Genomic DNA, 20,806 nt, shown 5'->3' on the forward strand with positions numbered 1-20,806 from the left:
CTCATCCACCGCATCTGCTACTGTTCTCGAAGCCAAAGACCGCCGGATGTCGTGCTGCTCGCAGCGTGACCGAAGGTCCTCATGCATGAGGCATCCCGCGCAGGTGTTCCGAACCACTCCCACCATCTGGTGAGAGCAGCTCCGAGCCTCTGCGCCGGAGCTTTTTTCATGTGTGGAGACCTGGGGCTAGCCGGCAAGAAACCCCAAGGAGAACCATGGCGAACAAGGAAGCTGCGGTCGCCGAGCTCACGGAGTCATTCCGTAGCTCGAACGCCGTTCTGCTCACCGAGTACCGCGGTCTCACGGTCGCGCAGCTCAAGGAGCTCCGCAACTCGATCCGTGAGCACGCCACGTACGCCGTGGTGAAGAACACGCTGACCAAGATCGCGGCGAACAACGCCGGCATCTCCTCGTTCGACGAGGAACTCGCCGGTCCGTCCGCTCTCGCCTTCGTCCACGGTGACACCGTCGCCGTCGCGAAGTCGCTGCGTGCATTCGCCAAGGCGAACCCCGAGCTCGTGGTGAAGGGTGGTTACTTCGACGGTAACCCGCTCTCCGCGACCGAGGTGGACAAGCTCGCCGACCTCGAGTCCCGTGAAGTTCTGCTCGGCAAGCTCGCCGGCGCCTTCAAGGCCTCGCTGTTCGGTGCTGCGTACCTGTTCCAGGCCCCGCTCTCGCAGGCCGTCCGCACCGTGGACGCCCTTCGCGAGAAGCAGGAGTCCGCGGCCTGATCAGGCTCGCGTTCCACAACCACACGTATTAGCTAGTAGTAGGAGAAAATCATGGCGAAGCTTTCGCAGGACGAGCTCATCGAGGCCTTCAAGGAGCTCACGCTCATCGAGCTCTCGGACTTCGTGAAGAAGTTCGAAGAGGTCTTCGAGGTCACCGCTGCTGCCCCGGCCGCGGCTGCCGCTCCGGCCGCCGCTGCCCCGGCCGAGGCCGCTGAGGAGAAGACCGAGTTCGACGTCATCCTCAAGTCCGCTGGTGACAAGAAGATCCAGGTCATCAAGGAGGTCCGTGGCCTGACGTCGCTCGGCCTCGGTGAGGCCAAGGCGCTCGTCGAGACCGCCGACGCCAAGATCCTCGAGGGTGCGAACAAGGAGACCGCCGACAAGGCGAAGGCGACCCTCGAGGCCGCTGGCGCCACGATCGAGCTCGCGTAGTCTCGACCGTTCGGTTCACGAAGGCCGCTGCCCCTCGGGGTGGCGGCCTTCGTCGTGCGCGGGGTGCGGTGCGGGCGTGCGTGCGTGGCCCGAGACTCGGGCTGAGCGACACTTCTCGCGACGAAGAAGCCGAGATCGGTCGCTCACACCGAGTCTCGGTCTGCAGGGCTCGAGACTCGGGGGATCAGACGACGATCCTGTGCTGGCGGAACAGGGCGCGGAGTCGGTCAGGATCGACGAGATGCCACCAGGTCGGACGGACGACACTCCGGACCCCGGGTGCCGAACGGATCCGGTCCTCTCGGACCTTCTCGTGCCAGACGGCATCACCCGGCGCGCGGCCAGCGAGCATTCCCCGATCGGTGTACTTCTGCTTGCCGTCGAACTCGACGACGACGCCGGTGTCCTCGAACCAGAAGTCGACCCGGTCCACTGCGCCGCTCGCGTGCCGGAACTCGTGCTGCGCGGCCGGACGAGGGAAGCCGAGTTCGACCATCCGTACCGCCGCGAACGACTCTCCGACCGACTCGTGCAGCGGGTCGAGTGCCGCGGCGACGGTTCTGCACCTGACCGATCCGCGTCTGGGGCGCATCGGGAGTGCTGCCTCGAAGTCTCCGACCGAGAGCGTTCCACTGCGAACCGCGTGGTCGATCGCCACCGCCGCCACGGACGGTTCGAGGGTCGTGGCGAGGTCGACAGCGGTGCGCAGCGCACTCGTGAGCCGCACCCCGGCGAAGGAGGACGGTGTCGTGCCGGTCTCCGGAGGACCAGCGTGCCGCACGAGGTGCGCTCGGTGTTCCGTCTTGCGCGTTGCAGCGTCGGTCACGTGGACGCGTTGCGGGGGAGAACCGATCAGTGGCCAGCCGAACGCGATCGCGGCGGTCAGGTGGGAGAAAGCAGCGTCGTCGCGGAGCTGCGGCGCCAGAGCGCGTGCGATCAGGAGGTGTTGTTCGGTGCTGCTGACCTCCCGCCAGACCTGCGCGTCGACGTAGACGCCATCGGTGATCCGGACGAGCTGGCCCGCGCGGTGTCGCCGCTGGAGCAAGCGGGATCCGGTCGGGTCGAGACTCGTCGCTCGGAGAAGGCGCGTTCGTTCGGTCGTCATGGCTGGAGCCTCGCGGCCCGACATGCGTCAGGTGCTCCGCGCGAGCCGGCCTGTGGAGAGTTCTTCGTGGCGGGGGAATGTGGACGAGACTCGGTGCTGCCCCCGCGATACTCGCGGTCAACGACACTTCTCGCGTGCCTGAGCGCGAGAAGTGTCGCTCAAACCGAGTCTCGGGGCGGGCCGGGCGGTCAGCGCAAGGTGCTGTGACGGCGGCCGTAGGCCAGGTAGAGCACGGCGCCGACGACCATCCAGATGCCGAACGCGATCCACGTCGTCGCGCCGAGGAACACCGCCAGGAGCACGCAGCTCAGGGCACCGAGGATCGGCACGACGGGGAACAGCGGGACGCGGTACGAGCGCTCGAGGTCGGGCTGCGAGCGACGGAGCACGATGACCGACACGTTGACGAGCGCGAACGCCACGAGGGTGCCGATGCTGGTGGCGTCGGCGAGCTCGCCGAGGGGGACCAGTGCGGCGACGATCGTGACCGCGATGCCGATGATCAACGTGTTCGCGATGGGGGTGCCGGTGCGCCGCGAGACCCGACCGAAGACCTTCGGGACCAGGCCGTCGCGGGCCATGGTGAGAAGGATCCGGGTCTGGCCGTAGAGCACCGTCAGCACGACGCTCGCGATCGCGACGACCGCGCCGATCGAGAAGACCAGCGCGACGAGGGGCTGTCCCGTGACGTCGACGACGATGCGGACGAGCGAGGCCTCGGAGGACGAGAAGTCGGTCCACGAACGGGCACCGATCGCGGCGACGGCGACGAGGATGTACAGCGCCGTGATGAGCGCGATCGAACCGATGATCGCCCGGGGGAGGTCGCGGCGGGGGTTCTTCGCCTCTTCGCCGGCGGTGGAGGCCGCGTCGAAACCGATGTACGAGAAGAAGAGCCTGGAGGCCGCAGCGGTCACCCCGGCGGCACCCATCGGTGCGAGCGGTTCGAAGTTCTGCGCTTGGAAGGCCGTGAAGGCGACGACCACGAAGAACACGAGCAGTGCGATCTTCACGACGACCATGACGGTGTTCACCCAGGCGCTCTCGCGGGCTCCGGGGATCAGGACGACGGTGGCGAGCAAGACCAGGACGGCCGCCGGCAGGTTCACGACGCCGCCGTCACCCGGCGGCGCGGACAGGGCGGTCGGCAGGTGCAGCCCGAACACGCGCAGGGTCTCGTCGACGTACTCGCTCGCGCCGACCGCGACCGCTGCCACCGACACGGCGTACTCGAGGACGAGGCACCACCCGCAGACCCAGGCGATGCCCTCGCCCATGGTGGCGTAGGTGTACGAGTAGCTCGACCCCGAGGTCGGGACGGCTCCGGCCATCTCGGCGTAGGACAGCGCCGAGAGCAGGGCCGCGATCCCGGCGACGACGAAGGAGATCCACACGGCCGGGCCCGCGAGCGGCACGGCCGTGCCGAGCACCACGAGGATGCCGGTACCGAGGGTCGCGCCGACGCTGATCATCGTCAGGTGCCAGACACCGAGCGACCGGCGGAGTGGTTCGCCGTTGACGCCGACGGCGGCCTCGGACTGCAGCTGCTCGATCGGCTTGCGGCGGGCGAGCTGCTCGCGGAGGGACGTGGGACGGGACGGCGCGGACGTCATGGGACCTCGGTGGTGCGGGGGCGGGGACGGCACATGCTCGCACGCCCCCTGAACGGGGTCAAATACGGCTGTCGGACTGCACTGCGGAACGGCGGTCGTCGAGCGCGCGCCGATGTCCGACCGCGGGGATACGGTTGCTGCATGAGCATGGGCGGCGGGATGCGCGGGGGCGGCGGTGGCGGTCCGCGCGGCGGCGGCCGGATCTCCAGCGGTGACTTCCGTGCACAGAAGGCCGCGAACGCCGAAGCGCCGAAGATCCCGCACCTGGTGCAGCGGATCGCCGGGTTGTTCGTCCCACACCGCAGGTCGATCATCCTGACGGTCGTCCTCGTGCTGATCGGCGCGGCGATCTCGGTGATCCCGCCGCTGTTGACGCAGCAGGCGTTCGACCGCGGCCTGTTCCCACCGTCCGGCAGCCCCGACGTCCCGGTGCTGGTCGAGCTCGTGTCGGCGATGGTGTTGCTCTGGATCGCGAGCGCCGGGGTGGGCGTCTGGCAGACGTACCTGACGGCGACGGTCGGCAACAAGGTCATGGGCGCCATGCGGATGCGCCTGTTCGGGCACCTGCAGCGCATGGAGCTCGCGTTCTTCACCCGCACGAAGACCGGTGTCATCCAGTCCCGCCTGCAGAACGACGTCGGCGGCGTCGCGAGCGTCCTGAACAACACGATCTCGTCCGTGCTCGGCAACACCGTCACGGTCATCGCCGCGATCGTCGCGATGCTGCTGTTGAGCTGGCAGATGACCCTGGTCGCGGTCGTGCTGCTCCCGTTGCTCGTCATCGCGCAGCGTCGGGTCGGGCAGGTCCGTGCCCGCATCGCCGGGCAGACGCAGGAGTCGCTGTCCGACATGACGGCGATCACGCAAGAGGCGCTGAGCGTCTCCGGCATCCTGCTGGCCAAGAGCTTCAACCAGCAGCGCAGTGAGACCCGCCGCTACGGGGACGAGAACCGTAACCAGATCCAGCTGCAGGTCCGCCAGCAGATGTCGGGCCAGTGGTTCTTCGCGATCGTGCAGATCTTCCTGTCGATCATCCCGGCGATCATCTACCTCGTCGCGGCCTGGCTGATCATCGGCGACGTCCCGATCACCGCCGGCACCATCGTGGCGTTCACGACGGTGCAGTCGCGCCTGCTGTTCCCGACGGTCGGACTGCTCCGGGTGGTGCTCGACCTGCAGACCTCCGGAGCGCTGTTCGCTCGGATCTTCGAGTACTTCGACCTGAAGCCCGCGATCACTGACTCGCCCACGGCGAAGCCCGTCGACGACACGATGGTCGGTCACGTCGCCTTCGACGACGTGACGTTCACCTACCCGGACGGCGAGGCCGACAAGCCGACGCTCCGCGGGGTCTCGTTCGAGCTCCGGCCCGGCCAGTTCGCTGCCTTCGTCGGTCCGTCGGGCGCGGGCAAGACGACCGTGTCGTACCTGGTGCCGCGCTTGTACGAGGCGACCGAGGGCTCCGTGCGGTTCGCCGGGCAGGACGTCCGCGACCTCGTGCACGAGGACCTCATGCGCCACGTGGGGATCGTCAGCCAGGAGACGTACCTGTTCCACGCGACGATCGGCGACAACCTGCGGTACGCCAAGCCGGACGCCACCGACGACGAGGTCGAACGGGCGGCACGGGCGGCGAACATCCACGACACGATCGCCTCGTTCCCGGACGGCTACGACACCGTCGTGGGGGAGCGCGGGTACCGGCTGTCCGGCGGCGAGAAGCAGCGGATCGCGATCGCCCGGGTGCTCCTGAAGGACCCGCCCGTGCTCGTGCTCGACGAGGCGACGAGCGCGCTGGACTCGATCTCGGAACGGGTCGTGCAGACCGCGCTCGACACCGCCGCCGCGGGGCGCACCACGATCTCGATCGCGCACCGGCTGTCGACGATCCGAGACGCCGACGTCATCTTCGTGCTCGACCACGGGCGGATCGTCGAGCAGGGCACACACGACGAACTCCTCGCGCTCGACGGCACCTACGCGCTCCTGCACCGGCAGCAGAACACACCGGCGGACGCCGTCGGCCGCTGACCCCGCCGATCACGGCCACCGACCTGCGGGCGGGCGCGCCGATCGGACACGCGCCCCCAGGCCGGACGGGAGGCCCGTGGCGGCCCCGCCACGGGCCTCCCGTCCGACACGGGGCACGACCAGGGCGAGGCGCACGTCACGACCCAGCAGAACGCGGTGTCGGCGTCCTAGACTCGGGCCCGTGCGTTACGCGAACTCCGTGGTCGACCTCGTCGGTGACACCCCGCTCGTCAAGCTCAACCGGGTCACCGAGGGGGTGCGCGCGACCGTCCTGGTGAAGGTGGAGTACCTCAACCCCGGCGGGTCGTCGAAGGACCGCATCGCCACGCGCATCATCGATGCTGCCGAGGCCTCTGGTGACCTCCGGCCAGGCGGGACGATCGTCGAACCCACGTCGGGCAACACCGGGGTCGGGCTGGCCCTCGTCGCCCAGCAGCGCGGTTACCGGTGCGTGTTCGTGCTGCCGGACAAGGTCGGCGAGGACAAGCGCAACGTCCTGACGGCGTACGGCGCCGAGATCGTCGTCACGCCGACGGCGGTGGCGCCGGAGCACCCGGAGTCGTACTACTCGGTGTCCGACCGGCTCGTCCGCGAGATCCCCGGCGCCTACAAGCCGAACCAGTACGCCAACCCGAACGGCCCCCGCAGCCACTACGAGACCACCGGTCCGGAGATCTGGCGCGACACCGAGCAGCAGATCACCCACTTCGTCGCGGGCGTCGGGACGGGCGGCACCATCTCGGGCACCGGGCGCTTCCTGAAGGAGGCGTCCGACGGCCGTGTCCGCATCGTGGGGGCCGACCCCGAGGGCTCGGTCTACTCCGGTGGCACCGGTCGGCCGTACCTGGTCGAGGGTGTGGGCGAGGACTTCTGGCCGACCGCGTACGACCCCGAGGTGCCGGACGAGATCATCGCAGTGTCGGACGCCGACTCCTTCGCCATGACCCGGCGCCTGGCGCGGGAGGAGGGCCTGCTCGTGGGTGGGTCCAGCGGGATGGCGGTCGTCGCAGCGCTGCGGGCCGCCCGCGACCTGACCGAGGACGACGTCGTCGTGGTGCTGCTGCCCGACGGCGGTCGCGGCTACCTCGGCAAGATCTTCAACGACCGGTGGATGCGCTCGTACGGCTTCGCCGAGACCGACGAGGCACGCACCGTCGGGTCGCTCATCGCCGGCAAGGACGGCCGGCTGCCCGACCTGGTGCACGCGCACCCGGCGGACACCGTGCGCGAGGTCGTCGACATCATGACCAAGTACGGGGTGTCCCAGATGCCTGTGCTCAGCGCGGAACCGCCGGTCGTCATCGGCGAGGTCATCGGGGCCGTCGCCGAGAAGGACCTGCTCGAACAGGTCTTCACCGGTGCCGCGAAGATGACGGACGCCCTGACCGGCTTCGTGGGCGAGCCGCTCCCGTTGATCGGTGTGGGCGAGTCCGTGTCCGCAGCGCGCCGGGCCCTCGAGTCGGTGGACGCCTTGCTCGTCGTCGAGGACGGCAAGCCGGTCACGGTCCTGACCCGCCACGATCTCCTGACCTACCTCTCCGAGTAAGGAACGCAGCCAGCATGACCGAGTTCAGCACCCGCGCCGTCCACGCCGGCCAGGAGCCCGACGGCCCCACCGGCGCGGTCATCCCGCCGATCCACCTGACGTCCACCTACGTGCAGGACGGCATCGGCGGGATGCGGAACGGCTACGAGTACTCCCGCGCCGGCAACCCGACGCGCGACTCCCTGCAGACGCTGCTCGCCGACCTGGACGGCGGCGTGGCCGCGTACTCGTTCGCGTCCGGTCTCGCCGCCGAGGACGCCCTGCTCCGGGCGGCGCTCCGCCCCGGGGCCCGCGTCGTGATGGGGAACGACGTCTACGGCGGGACCCACCGTCTGGTCAGCCGACTGCACGTGCCGTGGGGCGTCGAGCTCGTCGTCGTCGACATGAGCGAGCTCGACCAGGTCCGGGCCGCGCTGCAGGGCGCTCCCGAGGACACCGTGCTCTGGGTCGAGACGCCGACCAACCCGCTCATGAAGATCGCCGACATCGCCGGACTCGCGACCCTCGGGCACGAGGCCGGTGCACTCGTCGTCGTGGACAACACCTTCGCGTCGCCGTACCTGCAGCAGCCCTTGTCGCTCGGGGCCGACGTCGTCGTGTACTCGACGACGAAGTACCTGGGTGGCCACTCCGACGTCGTCGGTGGGGCCGTCGTGCTCGCCGACCAGGAGCTCGCGGCGAAGGTGCAGTTCCTGCAGTTCGGCGCCGGTGCGATCTCGTCGCCGTTCGACGCCTTCCTGACCACCCGCGGCATCAAGACCCTGGCGGTCCGGATGGAGCGCCACTCCGCGAATGCGCAGGCCGTCGCCGAGGCACTCGTCACCGCGCCGGGCATCGAACGCGTCTACTACCCGGGGCTCACCGACCACCCGGGGCACGATGTCGCCGCCCGCCAGATGCGCGGGTTCGGCGGGATGCTGTCCGTCGCACTGTCCGGTGGCCCGGACGCGGCCCGGCGCTTCGCGGAGTCCACGGAGCTGTTCGCGCTGGCGGAGTCGCTCGGGGGTGTGGAGTCGCTCATCGGGTACCCGAGCGAGATGACCCACGCCTCGGTGAAGGGCACGGAGCTCGCGGTGCCCGAGAACGTGGTGCGGCTGTCCGTCGGCATCGAGGACGCCGGCGACCTGATCGCGGATCTGCAGCAGGCGCTCGAGCGCTGACCCGCTGACGGACGGGAGGCACGGTGCGGACCCGCGCCGTGCCTCCTGGCCGTCGCGGCCGCACGTCGGTGACCGGCCCTACGATGAGCGGGTGAGCACCACGGCGACGAGGACGGGCCTGCTGAGCGGCCGGTACGCCCTCGCGACGATCGGCATGGTCGCCATCGTGGGCGTCGCGGCGTTCCAGAACCTGGCGATGACGACGATCATGCCGGTGATCAGTCGCGACCTGGACGGCGAGACCCTGTACGCCCTGGCCTTCGCGGCACCGCTCGCGGCCGGGGTGCCCGGCATGGTGCTCGCCGGCAACTGGACGGACCGCGCCGGCGGCCGGATCGTCGCCTGGGTCTCCGCGCTGCTGTTCGCCGTCGGGACCGCCGTGGTCATGCTCGCGCCGACGATGGAGGTCTTCCTCGTCGGTCGACTGGTCAAGGGCTTCGGTGCCGGTGCGATCGACGTCGTGCTGTACGTGCTCGTCGCCCGGATCTTCCCCGCCGAGCTGCACGGACCGGTGTTCGCCGGGTTCGCGGCCGCGTGGGTGGTCCCGGCGCTCATCGGCCCGGCGATCGCCGGCATCGTCACCGACACGTGGAACTGGCACTGGGTCTTCGCGGGGGCGCTCGTGATCGCCGTGGGCGCCTTCACCGTGCTCGTGCCGACGCTCGGGCGGCTGCAGGCACCGGCGGTCGGGCTGCGGCCGCCGTGGCAGCGGATCCGGATCGGGTGGTCGGTCGCTGCGGCCGTGTCGATCCTGCTGCTCAACGTCGCGCCGGACCTGACCCCGTGGGGGATGGTGGCCGCGGTCGTGGTCGGCCTGGTCGGGACGTGGTTCGCGCTGCGCCCGCTGCTGCCGACCGGCACCTTCCGCGCTGCCGCCGGACTGCCCTCGGTGGTGTTGCTGCGCGGGCTCGTGGCGGCGTCGTTCTTCGGCAGCGAGGCGTACGTGCCGTTCCTGCTGCAGGCGAAGCACGGCCTGTCCGCATCGGCAGCGGGGCTCGCGCTGACCGTCGCCGCGCTCAGCTGGGCAGCCTCGAGCTGGGCGCACGGTCGGCTGGGGGAGCAGCGCCTGACCGCTCGTCGGACCTTCGGTGTCGGACTCGCGCTCGTCCTGGTGAGCCTGCTGGCGGCCTTCGCGGTGGCGACGCTCGACCTGCCGTGGTGGGTGCTCGTCGCCGGCTGGTTCGTCGGCGGCGCGGGCATGGGGGCGATCTACCCGCGGACGTCGATGCTCACCCTGCGGTTCTCGGGCGAGGGTGACGACGGCTTCGCGAGCTCGGCGCTCACCATCGCCGACGCCGCGGGCAGCGTCATCGGTCTGGCGGTCACCGGGTTGCTGTTCACCGCGACCGGCGGCGCCGAGGGCACGGTGTCCTTCCCCCTGGTCTTCGCGGCGATGATCGGCTTCGCCGCACTGGCGATCGCCGCGGTCCGGCGCCTCGGACCCGTCCCCGCGCCGGTGTCGTCGGCGTCGCCGGACCGCGCAGCCGGGTAGCGTGGCAGACCGGACCGAAGAGGAGACACCCGTGGTGCGCATCGTCGCTGCAGCCGTCGTCCTGACGGCCGCCCTCGCGTTGGCCGGCTGCCAGGGCACGACCTCCGCTGCGCCCACGCCGGTGCAGAGCACGGACCTGACCAGCTCCGACGGCGGGTTCGACAAGCAGGCCGTCATCGGCGTCGTGCTGGTCGACGGCGACGCGGCTCTGGGCGAGGACCTGCGGACCGGCCTGTCCGGTGCCGGGTTCCGTCCCGACGTCCGGGTCGCGCCCGCGTCCGGTGCGGCGGCGTCCCAGCGGACCGCGGTCGCCCAGCTCGTCCGCAAGGGTGCCAAGGCCCTGCTCGTGCACGCGGCTCGGCCGTCTGCCCTGACCGGGGTGATCCAGACCGCGCACGACGCCGGCGTCGTGGTGGTGTCCCTGGGCGATCCGCTGCCGGCGAGCGGCACCGGCGGCGACGGTGTGTCGGCCGACTACCGGGTGCCCGCAGGATCGGACGACGCAGACCTGGCGGCCACCGCGGTCGAGGTCGTGCAGTCGTTGCAGCGCGGCGAGAAGCCGCAGACCGAACCGAGCGACGGCGACTCGACCGACGCGGAGTGAGCCGAGCCGTGCCGCGCCACCAGGCCGGTCAGCGCTGCGCCAGCAGGCGGCTCAGCTCAGCGCCACCAGGCCGGTCAGCGCTGCGCCACCAGGCGGCTCGGCTCAGCTCCACCAGGCCGGGAACGACAGCGTGATCGTCTCGACCAGCGCCTTCCGCGACCGTCGGGGTCCGGCGAGCCACGCCTCGATCGCCCCGACGAAGCCCTGCGCGACGTAGCCGGCGGCCACGTCGTCGAGGAGTTCCGGGCGGCGACCGGCGTCGAGTTCGCGGATGTGCAGGGCGCTCGACTCGGTGAAGTGGCCCACGAGCAGCCGGTGCAGTGACGCGTCGTTCGGGTCCGGCAGCGCCTTGGCGTAGATGTCGCGGTGGGTGGTCACGTGCTCGACGACCGCGTTGATGCCCCGCCGTGTGATGGTCGCGAGCTCGGCTGTGTCGGCCCCGCGGGCGGCTGCGGCCCGTCGGTCGTCGGCGTCGTCCTGCCGGATGCGGTCGAGCTCCGGCGTCAGCACGTCGGCGAGCAGCGATCCGGGGGAGACCGCGTGCGAGTAGAACGTCGCGCGGTTGATGCCGGCGGCACGGGTGACGTCCGCGACGGTGATCTCGGAGACGGGGCGGTCGGCCGCCAGTCGCAGGATCGCTTCGCGCAGGGCGGCGGTCGTGTGCAGGATCCGGGCATCCACCATGACGCCCACCCCCTTCTGATCCGGTTCACCCGGAGGCCCCCGAGCAGTCCGACGGTACCGCATGGCGCGGGATCGGCACGCGGACGGCGGGTGGCAACACGCGGGCAATCCGTGCCGACGGCGTCGGGAGTGTTCCGTCGGCCCGTAGGATGGTTCCGCGGACGAATCGATTCGATCGACGCCGCGATCACCTCCCCGCCCCTCACCGCCGAAGGACTCCTGCTCGTGACCGCGCCCGCCACCACCGGTTCGCTCCGGGTCGTCCTGCACCCCGGAGACTCCCTCTCCCGTGGGCAGCGACTCGTCTACGTCTTCGTCCTGGGCGCCCTGACGGCGCTCGGGCCGTTCACGATCGACCTGTACCTGCCGGCGTTCCCGGCCATCAAGGAACAGTTCGGCGTCACCGACGGCGCCGTGCAGCTGACGCTCACGGCGACGACGCTCGGGTTCGCGTTCGGGCAGCTGCTCGTCGGTCCGTGGAGCGACAAGGTCGGCCGCCGGCTGCCGCTCATCATCGCGACGACGGTGCACATCGCCGCGTCGATCGGCGCGGCGACCGCTCCCGACATCGAGCTCCTCGCGGTGTTCCGCGTGCTCCAGGGCATGGGGGCGGCCGCCGGCGGTGTCGTCGCGATGGCCACCGTCCGCGATCTGTTCGGCGGCAAGCCGCTCGTCCGGATGCTGTCCCGCCTGGCGATGGTGAACGGGCTGGCGCCGATCCTCGCGCCGCTCATCGGCTCGCAGATGCTCCAGTTCACCAGCTGGCGCGGCATCTTCGTCTTCCTCGCCTGCTACGGCCTGGCCGTGGTGATCGCGTCGATCCTGCTCATCGTCGAGACCCTGCCGCCGGCCCGTCGCCGCGAGGCCGGGCACTCCACGATCGGTCAGCGGTACAAGGCGCTGTTCTCCGACCGGATCTTCGTGGGGGTCGCGCTCATCGGGGCGATGGTGTTCAGCGGGTTGTTCTCGTACCTCAGCTCGTCGCCGTTCCTGTTCCAGGGTGTCTACGGACTCGACGCGCAGCAGTACGGGCTGCTCTTCGCGGTGAACTCCGTCGGCGTCGTCCTCGGTGTGCAGATCTCCGCGCGGTTGGCGCAGCGCGTCGGGCCGCAGTGGATCCTGGCGTGCTCGACGGCGACCCTGTTCCTGGCGTCGATCGCGATCATCGTGCTCGACCAGCTCGGTGCGGGGCTCGTCGGCGTGCTCGTGCCCCTGTGGTTCTTCATCGCGGCGTGCGGGTTCTCGTTCCCCCTCGTGCAGGTCATCGGCCTGGCTGCGCACGGCAAGGAGGCCGGCACGGCGGCGTCGCTGCTCGGCGCCCTGAACTTCGGCGTCGCCGGCCTGATCTCGCCGATCGTCGGTTGGCTCGGCATCACGACCGCGACCCCGATGGCGATCGTGATGGCCTCGACCTCGGTGATGGCCATCCTGATCCTGTGGTTCGTGGTGCGGCCCCGGACGGTCCCCGAGCTCACGCACTGACGGGTTCTCCACAGCTGCCCGGAACAGCCGGACAGCGGCCCCCGCGCGTCCATAGGCTGTGCCCATGAGCGACGCGGTGGAGCAGGCACGGGCAGCGGCCGAGGCCGCCAGGCAAGCAGCGGACGAGGCACGCCGGTTGGCGAACGAAGCCGCGCAGCGGGCCGAGGAGCTCGCGGCCGCGCTCGCGGCTCGAGCACCAGCACTCACGCCGGACGCCGAACCGGCGGTCGCCGAGTCACCGGCACCCTCCGGACAGGAGGCCCGGCTCGCCCCCGACGCGCAGCCCGCCTCCGCCACCCCACCGGTTCCAGAGCCCACCACCGCAGGACCCGCCGCAGCCGTCCCGGACGACGCGACGGCGGCCCCCGACGCGGCCGTCCCGGTACCGGCGGCCGCCCCTGCGGCCGGCACCGCGCCTCCCGGCAATGGCGGAGGCCCGCTCGGACCGGACGCCGTCGCCGCGATCCGCACCGGCTACACCGTCGAGGGGCAGGCGCTCGAACTCGGCGCCCTGGTGAACGGCGAGGCGCAGCCCGACGTGCAGGTCCGCATCCCGCTCGGCATGCTGAACCGGCACGGGCTGGTCGCCGGCGCGACCGGCACCGGCAAGACCCGCACGCTGCAGGTCTTGGCCGAGCAGATCGCGGCGAACGGCGTGCCGGTCTTCGCAGCCGACATCAAGGGCGACCTGTCCGGGCTCGCGGTGGTCGGGCAGGGGAACGAGAAGCTGCTCGCGCGCACCGCGGGCATCGGCCAGCAGTGGCAGGGTCTCGCGAGCCAGGCGGAGCTCTTCTCGCTCGGTGGTCAGGGCACAGGCGTGCCGATCCGCGCGACGGTGTCCGGGTTCGGGCCGTTGCTGCTGTCGAAGGTGCTCGGCCTGAACGACACCCAGGAGTCCTCGCTCGGACTGGTGTTCCACTACGCCGAGCAGGCCGGGTTGCCGCTCGTCGACCTGGCCGACCTGCGGAGCGTGCTGACGTTCCTGGTGGGAGACCAGGGCAAGGGCGAACTCGCCGAGCTCGGTGGTCTGTCGAAGCAGACCGCCGGGGTGATCCTGCGCGAGCTCATCACGTTCGCCGACAAGGGTGCCGACCAGTTCTTCGGCGAGCCCGAGATCGACACGCAAGTGTTCCTGCGCACGGCGGCGGACGGCCGGGGGATCGTCAGCCTGCTCGAGGTCCCGGGCGTGCAGGACCAGCCCGAGGTCTTCTCGACGTTCCTGATGTGGTTGCTGGCCGACCTGTTCAACGAACTGCCAGAGGTGGGCGACCAGGACAAGCCCAAGCTGGTGTTCTTCTTCGACGAGGCACACCTGCTGTTCAGCGGGGCGTCGAAGGACTTCACGGACCAGATCGTGCGGACCGTGCGGTTGATCCGGTCGAAGGGCGTCGGGATCTTCTTCGTGACCCAGACCCCGAAGGACGTGCCGAACGACGTCCTGGCGCAGCTCGGGTCCCGCATCCAGCACCAGCTGCGGGCGCACACCCCCGACGATGCGAAGGCGCTCCGGGCGACGGTGTCGACCTACCCCTCGAGCGACTACGACCTGGGCGAGGTGCTGACCTCGCTGGCGACCGGCGAGGCGATCGTCACCGTCATGAACGAGAAGGGCGCGCCGACGCCGGTCGCGTGGACCCGGTTGCGCGCGCCGCAGGGCTCGATGGACCCGATGCCCGCAGCCGAGATGCAGTCGCGGGTGCAGGCATCGCCGTTGCTCGCGACGTACGGCACCCGGGTGGATCCGGATTCGGCGCACGAGATGCTCGCGCGCCGGATGGAGGCAGCAGCTGCCGAGGCCGCTGCAGCCGACGCGCAGAAGGACGCAGCCCTCGCGGCGGCCGAGGCCGAGAAGGAAGCGGCGCGTGCTGCGGCGACCGCGGCCAAGGAGGCCGCGGCGCAGGCCAAGCAGGAGGAACGCGAGCGGGCTGCTGCGCAGAAGGAGTACGAGCGGACGCAGCGCGAGTTCGAGAAGGCCGAGCGGGCTGCGGCGTCGCGGCGTTCGGGCCGGTCGGGGCGGAGCACGCGGACGACGACCTCACGGAAGGCGGACGACCCGCTGTCGGACCTGCTCGGGTCACGGCTCGGTGGCACGATCGCGAAGGAGGTCGTGCAGGGGATCTTCTCGACGCTGCGCCGCCGTCGGTGACGTCCAGCAGCTCCGAGCGTCAGCGACCGAGCAGGCCGGTGAACTCGACGACGAGCAGACCCATGACGACGAGTGCCGCCACGCCGCCGACGAACAGGTAGGCCGGCCGCTGTTCGTACCAGGCGCGGCTCGACGGGTAGCGCTTCGCGAAGACCCGGGCCGAGACCGGACGTGCTTCCTCCGTCACCTGGACGCCCAGGGCGTCGACGACCTGGGCGACCCCGTCGTCGCCCCACACGTCGGCACGGATGCGGAACAGGTGCGCGCCCGTCGCGTCGAACGCCACGAGCTCGCGCATGGTGCGGTCGACCGAGCTGCCGTAGGTGGTGGCGAGCGCCAGGCTGTGCACGCGGTCACGGGGGATCCGGCGGTGCGCGGTGACCACGCCCCGGATCGTCAGGCCGTCGGGGTCGATGCCGATGTACGCCGTGCTCAGTCGGACGAAGACGACGCCGACGAGGACCGCCAGCGCGACGACCACGGTCGCGACGATCGCCCACGTCCGGAACGGGAACGACACCCAGACCAGGGCGACGGCGAGCGGCACGGCCGAGAACACGATGCTCAGCGCGGTCGAGCGGACCAGGGACCGGCGGGGGCGGAGGACGACGTCGTACACGGTGGCGCGCAGGTGTGGCGTCGCTGGCACCGTCATGTCCCCCATGCGCGTCTCCTGAACCCTCGGGTCTCCCGGGCACGCCGAATCGGCCGCCCTGCGAGCGACGCCCCTGCCGCTCGATGCACCGCGGTCGACTCGTCCCGGAGTCGTCCGCTCCGGCAAGCATAGGTGAACGACGGGGACCGGGGACAGCCCGTTCCACCCCGGATCGGCGTTTGACGGCCAGTCCTTGGCGAACAGGGGACAGGTGGGTCCGCTGCGTGGGGGACCAGGCGCGAGGAACGCCGTGAACGACGAAGGCCCCGCACCGAGGTGCGGGGCCTTGCTGGCGGAGAATGGGGGATTCGAACCCCGCAGTTGGGTGCTGCGCGCGCACCCAACTGCTGCTGGCGGAGAATGGGGGATTCGAACCCCCGAGGGCTTGCACCCAACACGCTTTCCAAGCGTGCGCCATAGGCCACTAGGCGAATTCTCCTTGCGCTGTCTCGCGACGGCGACACCCAATGGTACAGGTTCTGCGGGGGTGCTCACGACCGCGTGTCGTCGAGGGCGGTGCTCCCAGTTGTCGTGACATGTCCGGCGACTACCCTGGGGCGCGTGTCGACCCGCATCTACATCACGTCAGCAGAAGGGCACACGGGCAAGAGCACCGTCGCCCTCGGTGTCCTCGAGACCCTCGCACGCTCCGTCGGCCGCGTCGGCGTGTTCCGCCCCGTCGCCCGCTCGGTCGCCGAACCCGACTACGTGCTCGAACTGCTGCTGCAGCACACCGCGGTCGGGATCTCGTACGACGACGCCGTGGGGGTCACCTACGACGACGTCCACGCGGATCCGGACGCAGCGCTCGGCACCATCGTGAACCGCTTCGCCCAGGTGGAGCGGCAGTGCGACGCGGTGGTCGTGCTCGGGTCCGACTACACCGACGTCGGCAGCCCCACCGAGCTGTCGTTCAACGCGAAGGTCGCCGCGAACCTCGGCGCCCCGGTCCTCCTCGTCCTCGGAGGTCGTGACGCGGCCGAGCGCGGTGCCCGCACGCCCGAGGGGATGGCGCAGGTCGCGGACGTCACGACGAGCGAGCTGCGGGCGGCACACGCGCAGCTGTTCGGCGTCGTCGTGAACCGCGCCGACCCGGAGGCCCTCGCCGCCATCGTGGCGAGTGTCGAGCGGGCCGTGCACGACGACCACCCGGACGTGCCCGTGTGGGCGATCCCGGAGGACCGCGTCCTCGTCGCCCCGACCGTCCGTGCGCTGCTGCAGGCGACCGACGCGACCCTGGTGCGCGGGGACGACGCCCTGCTCGACCGCGAGGCACTCGGCACCGTCGTCGCCGGCATGAGCATGGAGAACGTCCTGCCCCGCCTGATCGAGGGCGGCATCGTCGTGGTCCCCGGTGACCGCAGCGACGTGCTCATCGCGACCCTGCTGGCGAACCAGTCGGACACGTTCCCGAGCCTGGCCGGCGTCATCCTGAACGGCGGGTTCGAGACCGCACCGCAGATCTCCCGGCTGCTCGAGGGCCTGTCGAGCTCGCTGCCGATCGCGCAGAACGACCTGGGCACGTACGACACCGCCCTCCGCATCACGCAGACCCGCGGGCGCCTGGCGGCGGACTCGCCCCGCAAGGCCGACCTCGCGCTCGCCCTGTTCGAGCAGCACGTCGACGCCGAGTCCCTGCGCGACCGCCTGCAGCTCACGCCGTCCGGCGTCGTCACGCCGCTCATGTTCGAGCACGGTCTGCTCGACCGGGCACGGGGGTACGGCAAGCGCATCGTGCTGCCCGAGGGCGAGGACGACCGCATCCTGCGCGCGGCGTCGACGCTGCTCGCCCGCCAGGTCTGCGAACTGACGATCCTCGGGGACCCCGCCGCGATCCGCACCCGCGCGACCGAACTCGGCCTCGACCTCGACGCCGCTCAGCTCGTGTCGCCGTTCGACCCCGAGCTCCGCGAACGCTTCGCCGAGGAGTACACCCGGCTCCGCGCCCACAAGGGCATGTCGATCGAGCTCGCGCGCGACACCGTGACCGACGTCTCGTACTTCGGCACGATGATGGTGCAGCTCGGGCTCGCCGACGGCATGGTCTCCGGCGCGAAGCACACCACGGCGCACACCATCCGGCCGTCCTTCGAGATCATCAAGACCCGTCCGGACACATCGATCGTGTCGAGCGTGTTCCTGATGGCGCTCGCCGACCGCATCCTGGTCTACGGCGACTGCGCGGTGATCCCGGACCCGACGAGCGAGCAGCTCGCGGACATCGCGATCTCGTCCGCCGAGACCGCGACCCAGTTCGGCATCGACCCCCGCGTCGCGATGCTCAGCTACTCGACCGGCGACAGCGGCTCCGGCGCCGACGTCGACAAGGTCCGCGCCGGCACCGCCTTCGTGCGCGAACGCCGCCCGGACCTGCTCGTCGAGGGCCCGATCCAGTACGACGCCGCTGCCGACCCGACGGTCGCGAGCACGAAGATGCCGGACTCCCCGGTGGCCGGCAAGGCGACCGTCTTCATCTTCCCGGACCTCAACACGGGCAACAACACCTACAAGGCCGTGCAGCGCTCCGCCGGCGCCGTCGCCATCGGGCCGGTCCTGCAGGGACTGCGCAAGCCGATCAACGACCTGTCCCGCGGCGCGCTCGTCAGCGACATCGTGAACACCGTCGCGATCACCGCGATCCAGGCCGGCACCGCGTCCGACGCGGCCTGACCCGCGCGACGCACACCGCGCCTCCCGTCCGGCCGACCAGGCCATGAGCAGAAAGCGACACCACCCGTGACCGCAGCCCTCGTCGTGAACTCCGGATCGAGTTCGTTCAAGTACCAGCTCATCGAACTCGAGGGGGAGCGCACGCTCGCCTCCGGGCTCGTGGAGCGCATCGGCGAGTCGGCCGGCGCGTGGAAGCACACCAACGCGCTGACGGGGGAGTCGTCGTCGAACGACGCCGCGTCCGTGCCGGACCACGCCGCCGGGTTCCAGGCGATGATCGACGCGTTCGCCAAGGTCGGCCCGTCGTTCGACGAGCACCCGCCGGCCGTCGTCGGCCACCGCGTCGTGCACGGCGGCACCACCTTCGACCGCGCGACGGTGGTGACGGACGACGTCGAAGGACAGATCGAGGCACTGAACAGCCTCGCGCCGCTGCACAACCCGGCGAACCTCGAGGGGATCCGGGCCGCGAAGCAGGTGTTCTCCGACGTCCCGCACGTCGCCGTGTTCGACACCGCGTTCCACCAGACCATGCCGCCGCATGCGTACACGTACGCGATCCCGGCCGACCTGGCGGCGAAGTACTCCATCCGCCGCTACGGCATGCACGGCACGAGCCACAAGTACGTCTCCGAGCAGGCCGCCGTCTTCCTCGACCGCCCGCTGTCCGAGCTGAAGACCATCGTGCTGCACCTGGGCAACGGTGCCTCGGCCGCAGCGATCGACGGCGGGAAGTCGATCGAGACGTCGATGGGCCTCACGCCGCTCGAGGGCCTCGTCATGGGCACCCGTTCCGGCGACCTCGACCCCGCCGTCCTGCTGCACCTGCACCGCGAGGCCGGGCTGTCCTTCGACGAGCTCGACACCATGCTCAACAAGCAGTCCGGGCTGCTCGGACTGACCGGCAACGGCGACATGCGCGACGTCCAGGACGCCGCCCTCAACGGCGACGAGGTCGCCGAGGCGGCGCTCGCCGTGTACCGCCACCGCATCCGTCGCTACGTCGGCGCGTACACCGCGCAGCTCGGCGGGCTCGACGCGGTGGTCTTCACCGCCGGCGTCGGCGAGAACAACGCGCTGCTGCGCCGGCGCGTGCTCGCCGGGCTCGAGCACCTGGGCATCGAGATCGACGCGGACCGCAACGAGCTGGGATCCCGTGAGGCCCGGGTCATCTCCACGGACACGTCACGTGTCGCGGTGCTCGTGATCCCGACGAACGAGGAACTGGAGATCGCCCGGCAGTCGGCTGCGGTCGCGCTCTGACGCGGGGCGTGGGGCGCTGCGCCGCCTGGTGCCAGCACGGTGCGGCCTGGGTGGGCTGGTGCGGGGTTGGTGGCTGGGTGCGCGCTTGTGGCGCGGCACGGAGCGTGCAAGCTCGCACGGGGTGAGGAGGTGCGCACGGTGCGGACGGGAGGCGCGGGGCGGGCTGGCGCCGTGCCTCCCGTCCGGCGCTGGGTCGCGGTCACCGCATGGTGCGGCCTGGGTGGGCTGGTGCGGGGTTGGTGGCTGGGTGCGCGCTTGTGGCGCGGCACGGAGCGTGCAAGCTCGCACGGGGTGAGGAGGTGCGTACGGTGCGGACGAGGAGCGCGGCTCAGGACAGGGCGTCGAGGGCCGCGGGGATCGGCGTGTTCCCGCTCGTGACCTCGAACTGGACACCGACGGCCGAGTCGTCGAGCAGCGCGTGCAGTACGACCGTGGCGACGTCGGCCCGGGGGATCGAGCCACGCGGTACGGTGCGCCCGACGTCGACCGTCCCCTGCGGCGGGGTGTCGAGCAGGCCGCCCGGACGCACGATCGTCCACCGCAGCCGTCGGGCGCGCAGGTTCGCGTCGGCTTCGGCCTTCGCCCGGAGGTAGACCTGGAACACGGCGGCGTCGTCCTTCGCGGGGACCACCGCGGCCTCGGCATCGTAGGTGTCCGCCGCCATCGCCGAGACCATCACGTACCGGTCGATGCCGGCGCGCTCCGCGGCGTCCGCGAGCAGGATCGCGCCGTCCCGGTCGACGGTGAGCTTGCGCTCCGCACCGCTGTTCGGCCCGGCGCCGGCGGCGAACACCACGGCGTCGACCCCGCGGAGGCGCAGTGCCAGGTCGTCGTCGCCGAGCTGTTCGAGGTCCGCGACGATCGCCGTGGCGCCCTGCTGCTCCACGTCGGCGACGTGCGCGGGGTTGCGGACGATCGCGACGGCGTCGTGTCCGGCGTCGGTGATCTGGCGGGCGAGGAGCAGTGCGATCTGGCCGTGTCCTCCGGCGATGGCGATCTTCATGTGTCAATCCTGCCCGGTCGCATCCGGTAGAGTTGTCTGCGGCTCCTCACGTGACGCCATCCAGGTGAACTCCCCCAGGGCGGAAACGCAGCAAGGGTAGCCGGGCTCTGGCGGGTGCGTGAGGAGTCCTTTCTGTCTCCGTAGGGGGAGCCGGGGCTGTGTCTGTCTCCTGCGCGGGTGCGTGAGGAG

At 70.9% G+C, this 20,806-nt stretch carries 16 protein-coding genes, 1 tRNA gene and 1 other RNA gene; 12 read left to right on the top strand and 6 right to left on the bottom strand.

Features of this window, described 5'->3' with window-relative positions:
* The first annotated feature begins 215 nt into the window (after positions 1–215).
* Both rplJ and rplL read left to right on the top strand, forming a co-directional pair.
* Positions 216–731, top strand: a complete 516-nt coding sequence (rplJ, locus tag OGL88_RS03740) for a 50S ribosomal protein L10 (protein ID WP_111084245.1) — start codon at positions 216–218, stop codon at positions 729–731.
* A gap of 51 nt (positions 732–782) precedes the next feature.
* A complete protein-coding gene (gene rplL / locus OGL88_RS03745; protein ID WP_017888664.1) occupies positions 783–1,163 on the top strand; it encodes a 50S ribosomal protein L7/L12 in 381 nt (126 codons plus the stop codon).
* 184 nt (positions 1,164–1,347) lie between these two features.
* Here the strand turns inward: rplL and OGL88_RS03750 are convergent, their stop codons facing one another.
* Positions 1,348–2,268: a hypothetical protein gene (locus tag OGL88_RS03750; protein WP_263089805.1), complete on the bottom strand. Its 921-nt coding sequence runs from the start codon at positions 2,266–2,268 to the stop codon at positions 1,348–1,350.
* Positions 2,269–2,456: 188 nt separating this feature from the next.
* Entirely contained in the window at positions 2,457–3,881 is a 1,425-nt protein-coding gene (locus tag OGL88_RS03755; protein WP_263089808.1) for an amino acid permease, read from the bottom strand.
* 141 nt (positions 3,882–4,022) lie between these two features.
* Here OGL88_RS03755 and OGL88_RS03760 point away from each other — a divergent pair, with 141 nt between their 5' ends.
* The 5 genes from OGL88_RS03760 to OGL88_RS03780 all read left to right on the top strand — a co-directional run bounded on the left by OGL88_RS03760 (position 4,023) and on the right by OGL88_RS03780 (position 10,714).
* Positions 4,023–5,912, top strand: a complete 1,890-nt coding sequence (locus OGL88_RS03760; protein ID WP_263089809.1) for an ABC transporter ATP-binding protein — start codon at positions 4,023–4,025, stop codon at positions 5,910–5,912.
* A 181-nt stretch (positions 5,913–6,093) separates the two neighbouring features.
* Positions 6,094–7,458 carry a cystathionine beta-synthase gene (locus tag OGL88_RS03765; protein ID WP_263089811.1) on the top strand — a complete coding sequence of 455 codons (1,365 nt, stop codon included), beginning with the start codon at positions 6,094–6,096 and terminating at the stop codon, positions 7,456–7,458.
* A 14-nt stretch (positions 7,459–7,472) separates the two neighbouring features.
* Positions 7,473–8,618: a cystathionine gamma-synthase gene (locus OGL88_RS03770; protein ID WP_263089812.1), complete on the top strand. Its 1,146-nt coding sequence runs from the start codon at positions 7,473–7,475 to the stop codon at positions 8,616–8,618.
* Positions 8,619–8,709: 91 nt separating this feature from the next.
* Positions 8,710–10,110, top strand: coding sequence for an MFS transporter (locus OGL88_RS03775; protein ID WP_263089814.1), 1,401 nt, complete (start codon positions 8,710–8,712; stop codon positions 10,108–10,110).
* A gap of 31 nt (positions 10,111–10,141) precedes the next feature.
* Positions 10,142–10,714 (top strand): substrate-binding domain-containing protein, encoded by a 573-nt coding sequence (locus OGL88_RS03780; protein WP_263089815.1) that lies wholly within the window; start codon positions 10,142–10,144, stop codon positions 10,712–10,714.
* Positions 10,715–10,816: 102 nt separating this feature from the next.
* Here the strand turns inward: OGL88_RS03780 and OGL88_RS03785 are convergent, their stop codons facing one another.
* The gene (locus OGL88_RS03785; RefSeq protein WP_263089816.1) at positions 10,817–11,398 is read right to left on the bottom strand and encodes a TetR/AcrR family transcriptional regulator; all 582 of its coding nucleotides are present in this window, start codon (positions 11,396–11,398) and stop codon (positions 10,817–10,819) included.
* Between the two features lie 225 nt (positions 11,399–11,623).
* Between OGL88_RS03785 and OGL88_RS03790 the strand changes: the two genes are divergently transcribed.
* Both OGL88_RS03790 and OGL88_RS03795 read left to right on the top strand, forming a co-directional pair.
* Complete coding sequence (locus OGL88_RS03790; protein ID WP_111084464.1) at positions 11,624–12,880, top strand: multidrug effflux MFS transporter; 1,257 nt, start codon at positions 11,624–11,626, stop codon at positions 12,878–12,880.
* Positions 12,881–12,944: 64 nt separating this feature from the next.
* Entirely contained in the window at positions 12,945–15,026 is a 2,082-nt protein-coding gene (locus OGL88_RS03795; protein WP_263089820.1) for a DUF853 domain-containing protein, read from the top strand.
* Positions 15,027–15,045: 19 nt separating this feature from the next.
* Here the strand turns inward: OGL88_RS03795 and OGL88_RS03800 are convergent, their stop codons facing one another.
* Both OGL88_RS03800 and OGL88_RS03805 read right to left on the bottom strand, forming a co-directional pair.
* Positions 15,046–15,690: a hypothetical protein gene (locus OGL88_RS03800; RefSeq protein ID WP_263089821.1), complete on the bottom strand. Its 645-nt coding sequence runs from the start codon at positions 15,688–15,690 to the stop codon at positions 15,046–15,048.
* 342 nt (positions 15,691–16,032) lie between these two features.
* Positions 16,033–16,120 (bottom strand) — tRNA-Ser (locus tag OGL88_RS03805).
* 122 nt (positions 16,121–16,242) lie between these two features.
* Between OGL88_RS03805 and pta the strand changes: the two genes are divergently transcribed.
* Together pta and OGL88_RS03815 are read left to right on the top strand one after the other, a co-directional pair.
* Positions 16,243–18,351: a phosphate acetyltransferase gene (gene pta / locus OGL88_RS03810; RefSeq protein ID WP_263089822.1), complete on the top strand. Its 2,109-nt coding sequence runs from the start codon at positions 16,243–16,245 to the stop codon at positions 18,349–18,351.
* Positions 18,352–18,417: 66 nt separating this feature from the next.
* Positions 18,418–19,614, top strand: a complete 1,197-nt coding sequence (locus OGL88_RS03815; RefSeq protein ID WP_263089825.1) for an acetate/propionate family kinase — start codon at positions 18,418–18,420, stop codon at positions 19,612–19,614.
* 328 nt (positions 19,615–19,942) lie between these two features.
* Here OGL88_RS03815 and OGL88_RS03820 read toward each other — a convergent pair whose 3' ends face one another.
* On the bottom strand, positions 19,943–20,617 hold the full coding sequence (locus tag OGL88_RS03820) for an SDR family oxidoreductase (RefSeq protein ID WP_123292136.1): 675 nt from the start codon (positions 20,615–20,617) through the stop codon (positions 19,943–19,945).
* Positions 20,618–20,654: 37 nt separating this feature from the next.
* On the opposite strand from OGL88_RS03820, the gene ffs reads away from it, so the two are divergent.
* Positions 20,655–20,751: signal recognition particle sRNA small type (gene ffs, locus OGL88_RS03825), an RNA gene on the top strand.
* Positions 20,752–20,806 lie beyond the last annotated feature (55 nt).

The sequence above is a fragment of the Curtobacterium sp. RIT-PI-V genome (assembly GCF_025642935.1).
Lineage (GTDB): Bacteria > Actinomycetota > Actinomycetes > Actinomycetales > Microbacteriaceae > Curtobacterium.

What these genes read in the sequence shown, in the direction of transcription:
- OGL88_RS03755 (WP_263089808.1), bottom strand. Translation starts at nt 3,881, where the DNA reads ATGACGTCCGCGCCGTCCCGTCCCACGTCCCTCCGCGAGCAGCTCGCC.
- OGL88_RS03785 (WP_263089816.1), bottom strand. Translation starts at nt 11,398, where the DNA reads ATGGTGGATGCCCGGATCCTGCACACGACCGCCGCCCTGCGCGAAGCG.
- OGL88_RS03795 (WP_263089820.1), top strand. Translation starts at nt 12,945, where the DNA reads ATGAGCGACGCGGTGGAGCAGGCACGGGCAGCGGCCGAGGCCGCCAGG.
- OGL88_RS03770 (WP_263089812.1), top strand. Translation starts at nt 7,473, where the DNA reads ATGACCGAGTTCAGCACCCGCGCCGTCCACGCCGGCCAGGAGCCCGAC.
- rplJ (WP_111084245.1), top strand. Translation starts at nt 216, where the DNA reads ATGGCGAACAAGGAAGCTGCGGTCGCCGAGCTCACGGAGTCATTCCGT.
- OGL88_RS03820 (WP_123292136.1), bottom strand. Translation starts at nt 20,617, where the DNA reads ATGAAGATCGCCATCGCCGGAGGACACGGCCAGATCGCACTGCTCCTC.
- rplL (WP_017888664.1), top strand. Translation starts at nt 783, where the DNA reads ATGGCGAAGCTTTCGCAGGACGAGCTCATCGAGGCCTTCAAGGAGCTC.
- OGL88_RS03760 (WP_263089809.1), top strand. Translation starts at nt 4,023, where the DNA reads ATGAGCATGGGCGGCGGGATGCGCGGGGGCGGCGGTGGCGGTCCGCGC.
- OGL88_RS03800 (WP_263089821.1), bottom strand. Translation starts at nt 15,690, where the DNA reads ATGGGGGACATGACGGTGCCAGCGACGCCACACCTGCGCGCCACCGTG.
- OGL88_RS03750 (WP_263089805.1), bottom strand. Translation starts at nt 2,268, where the DNA reads ATGACGACCGAACGAACGCGCCTTCTCCGAGCGACGAGTCTCGACCCG.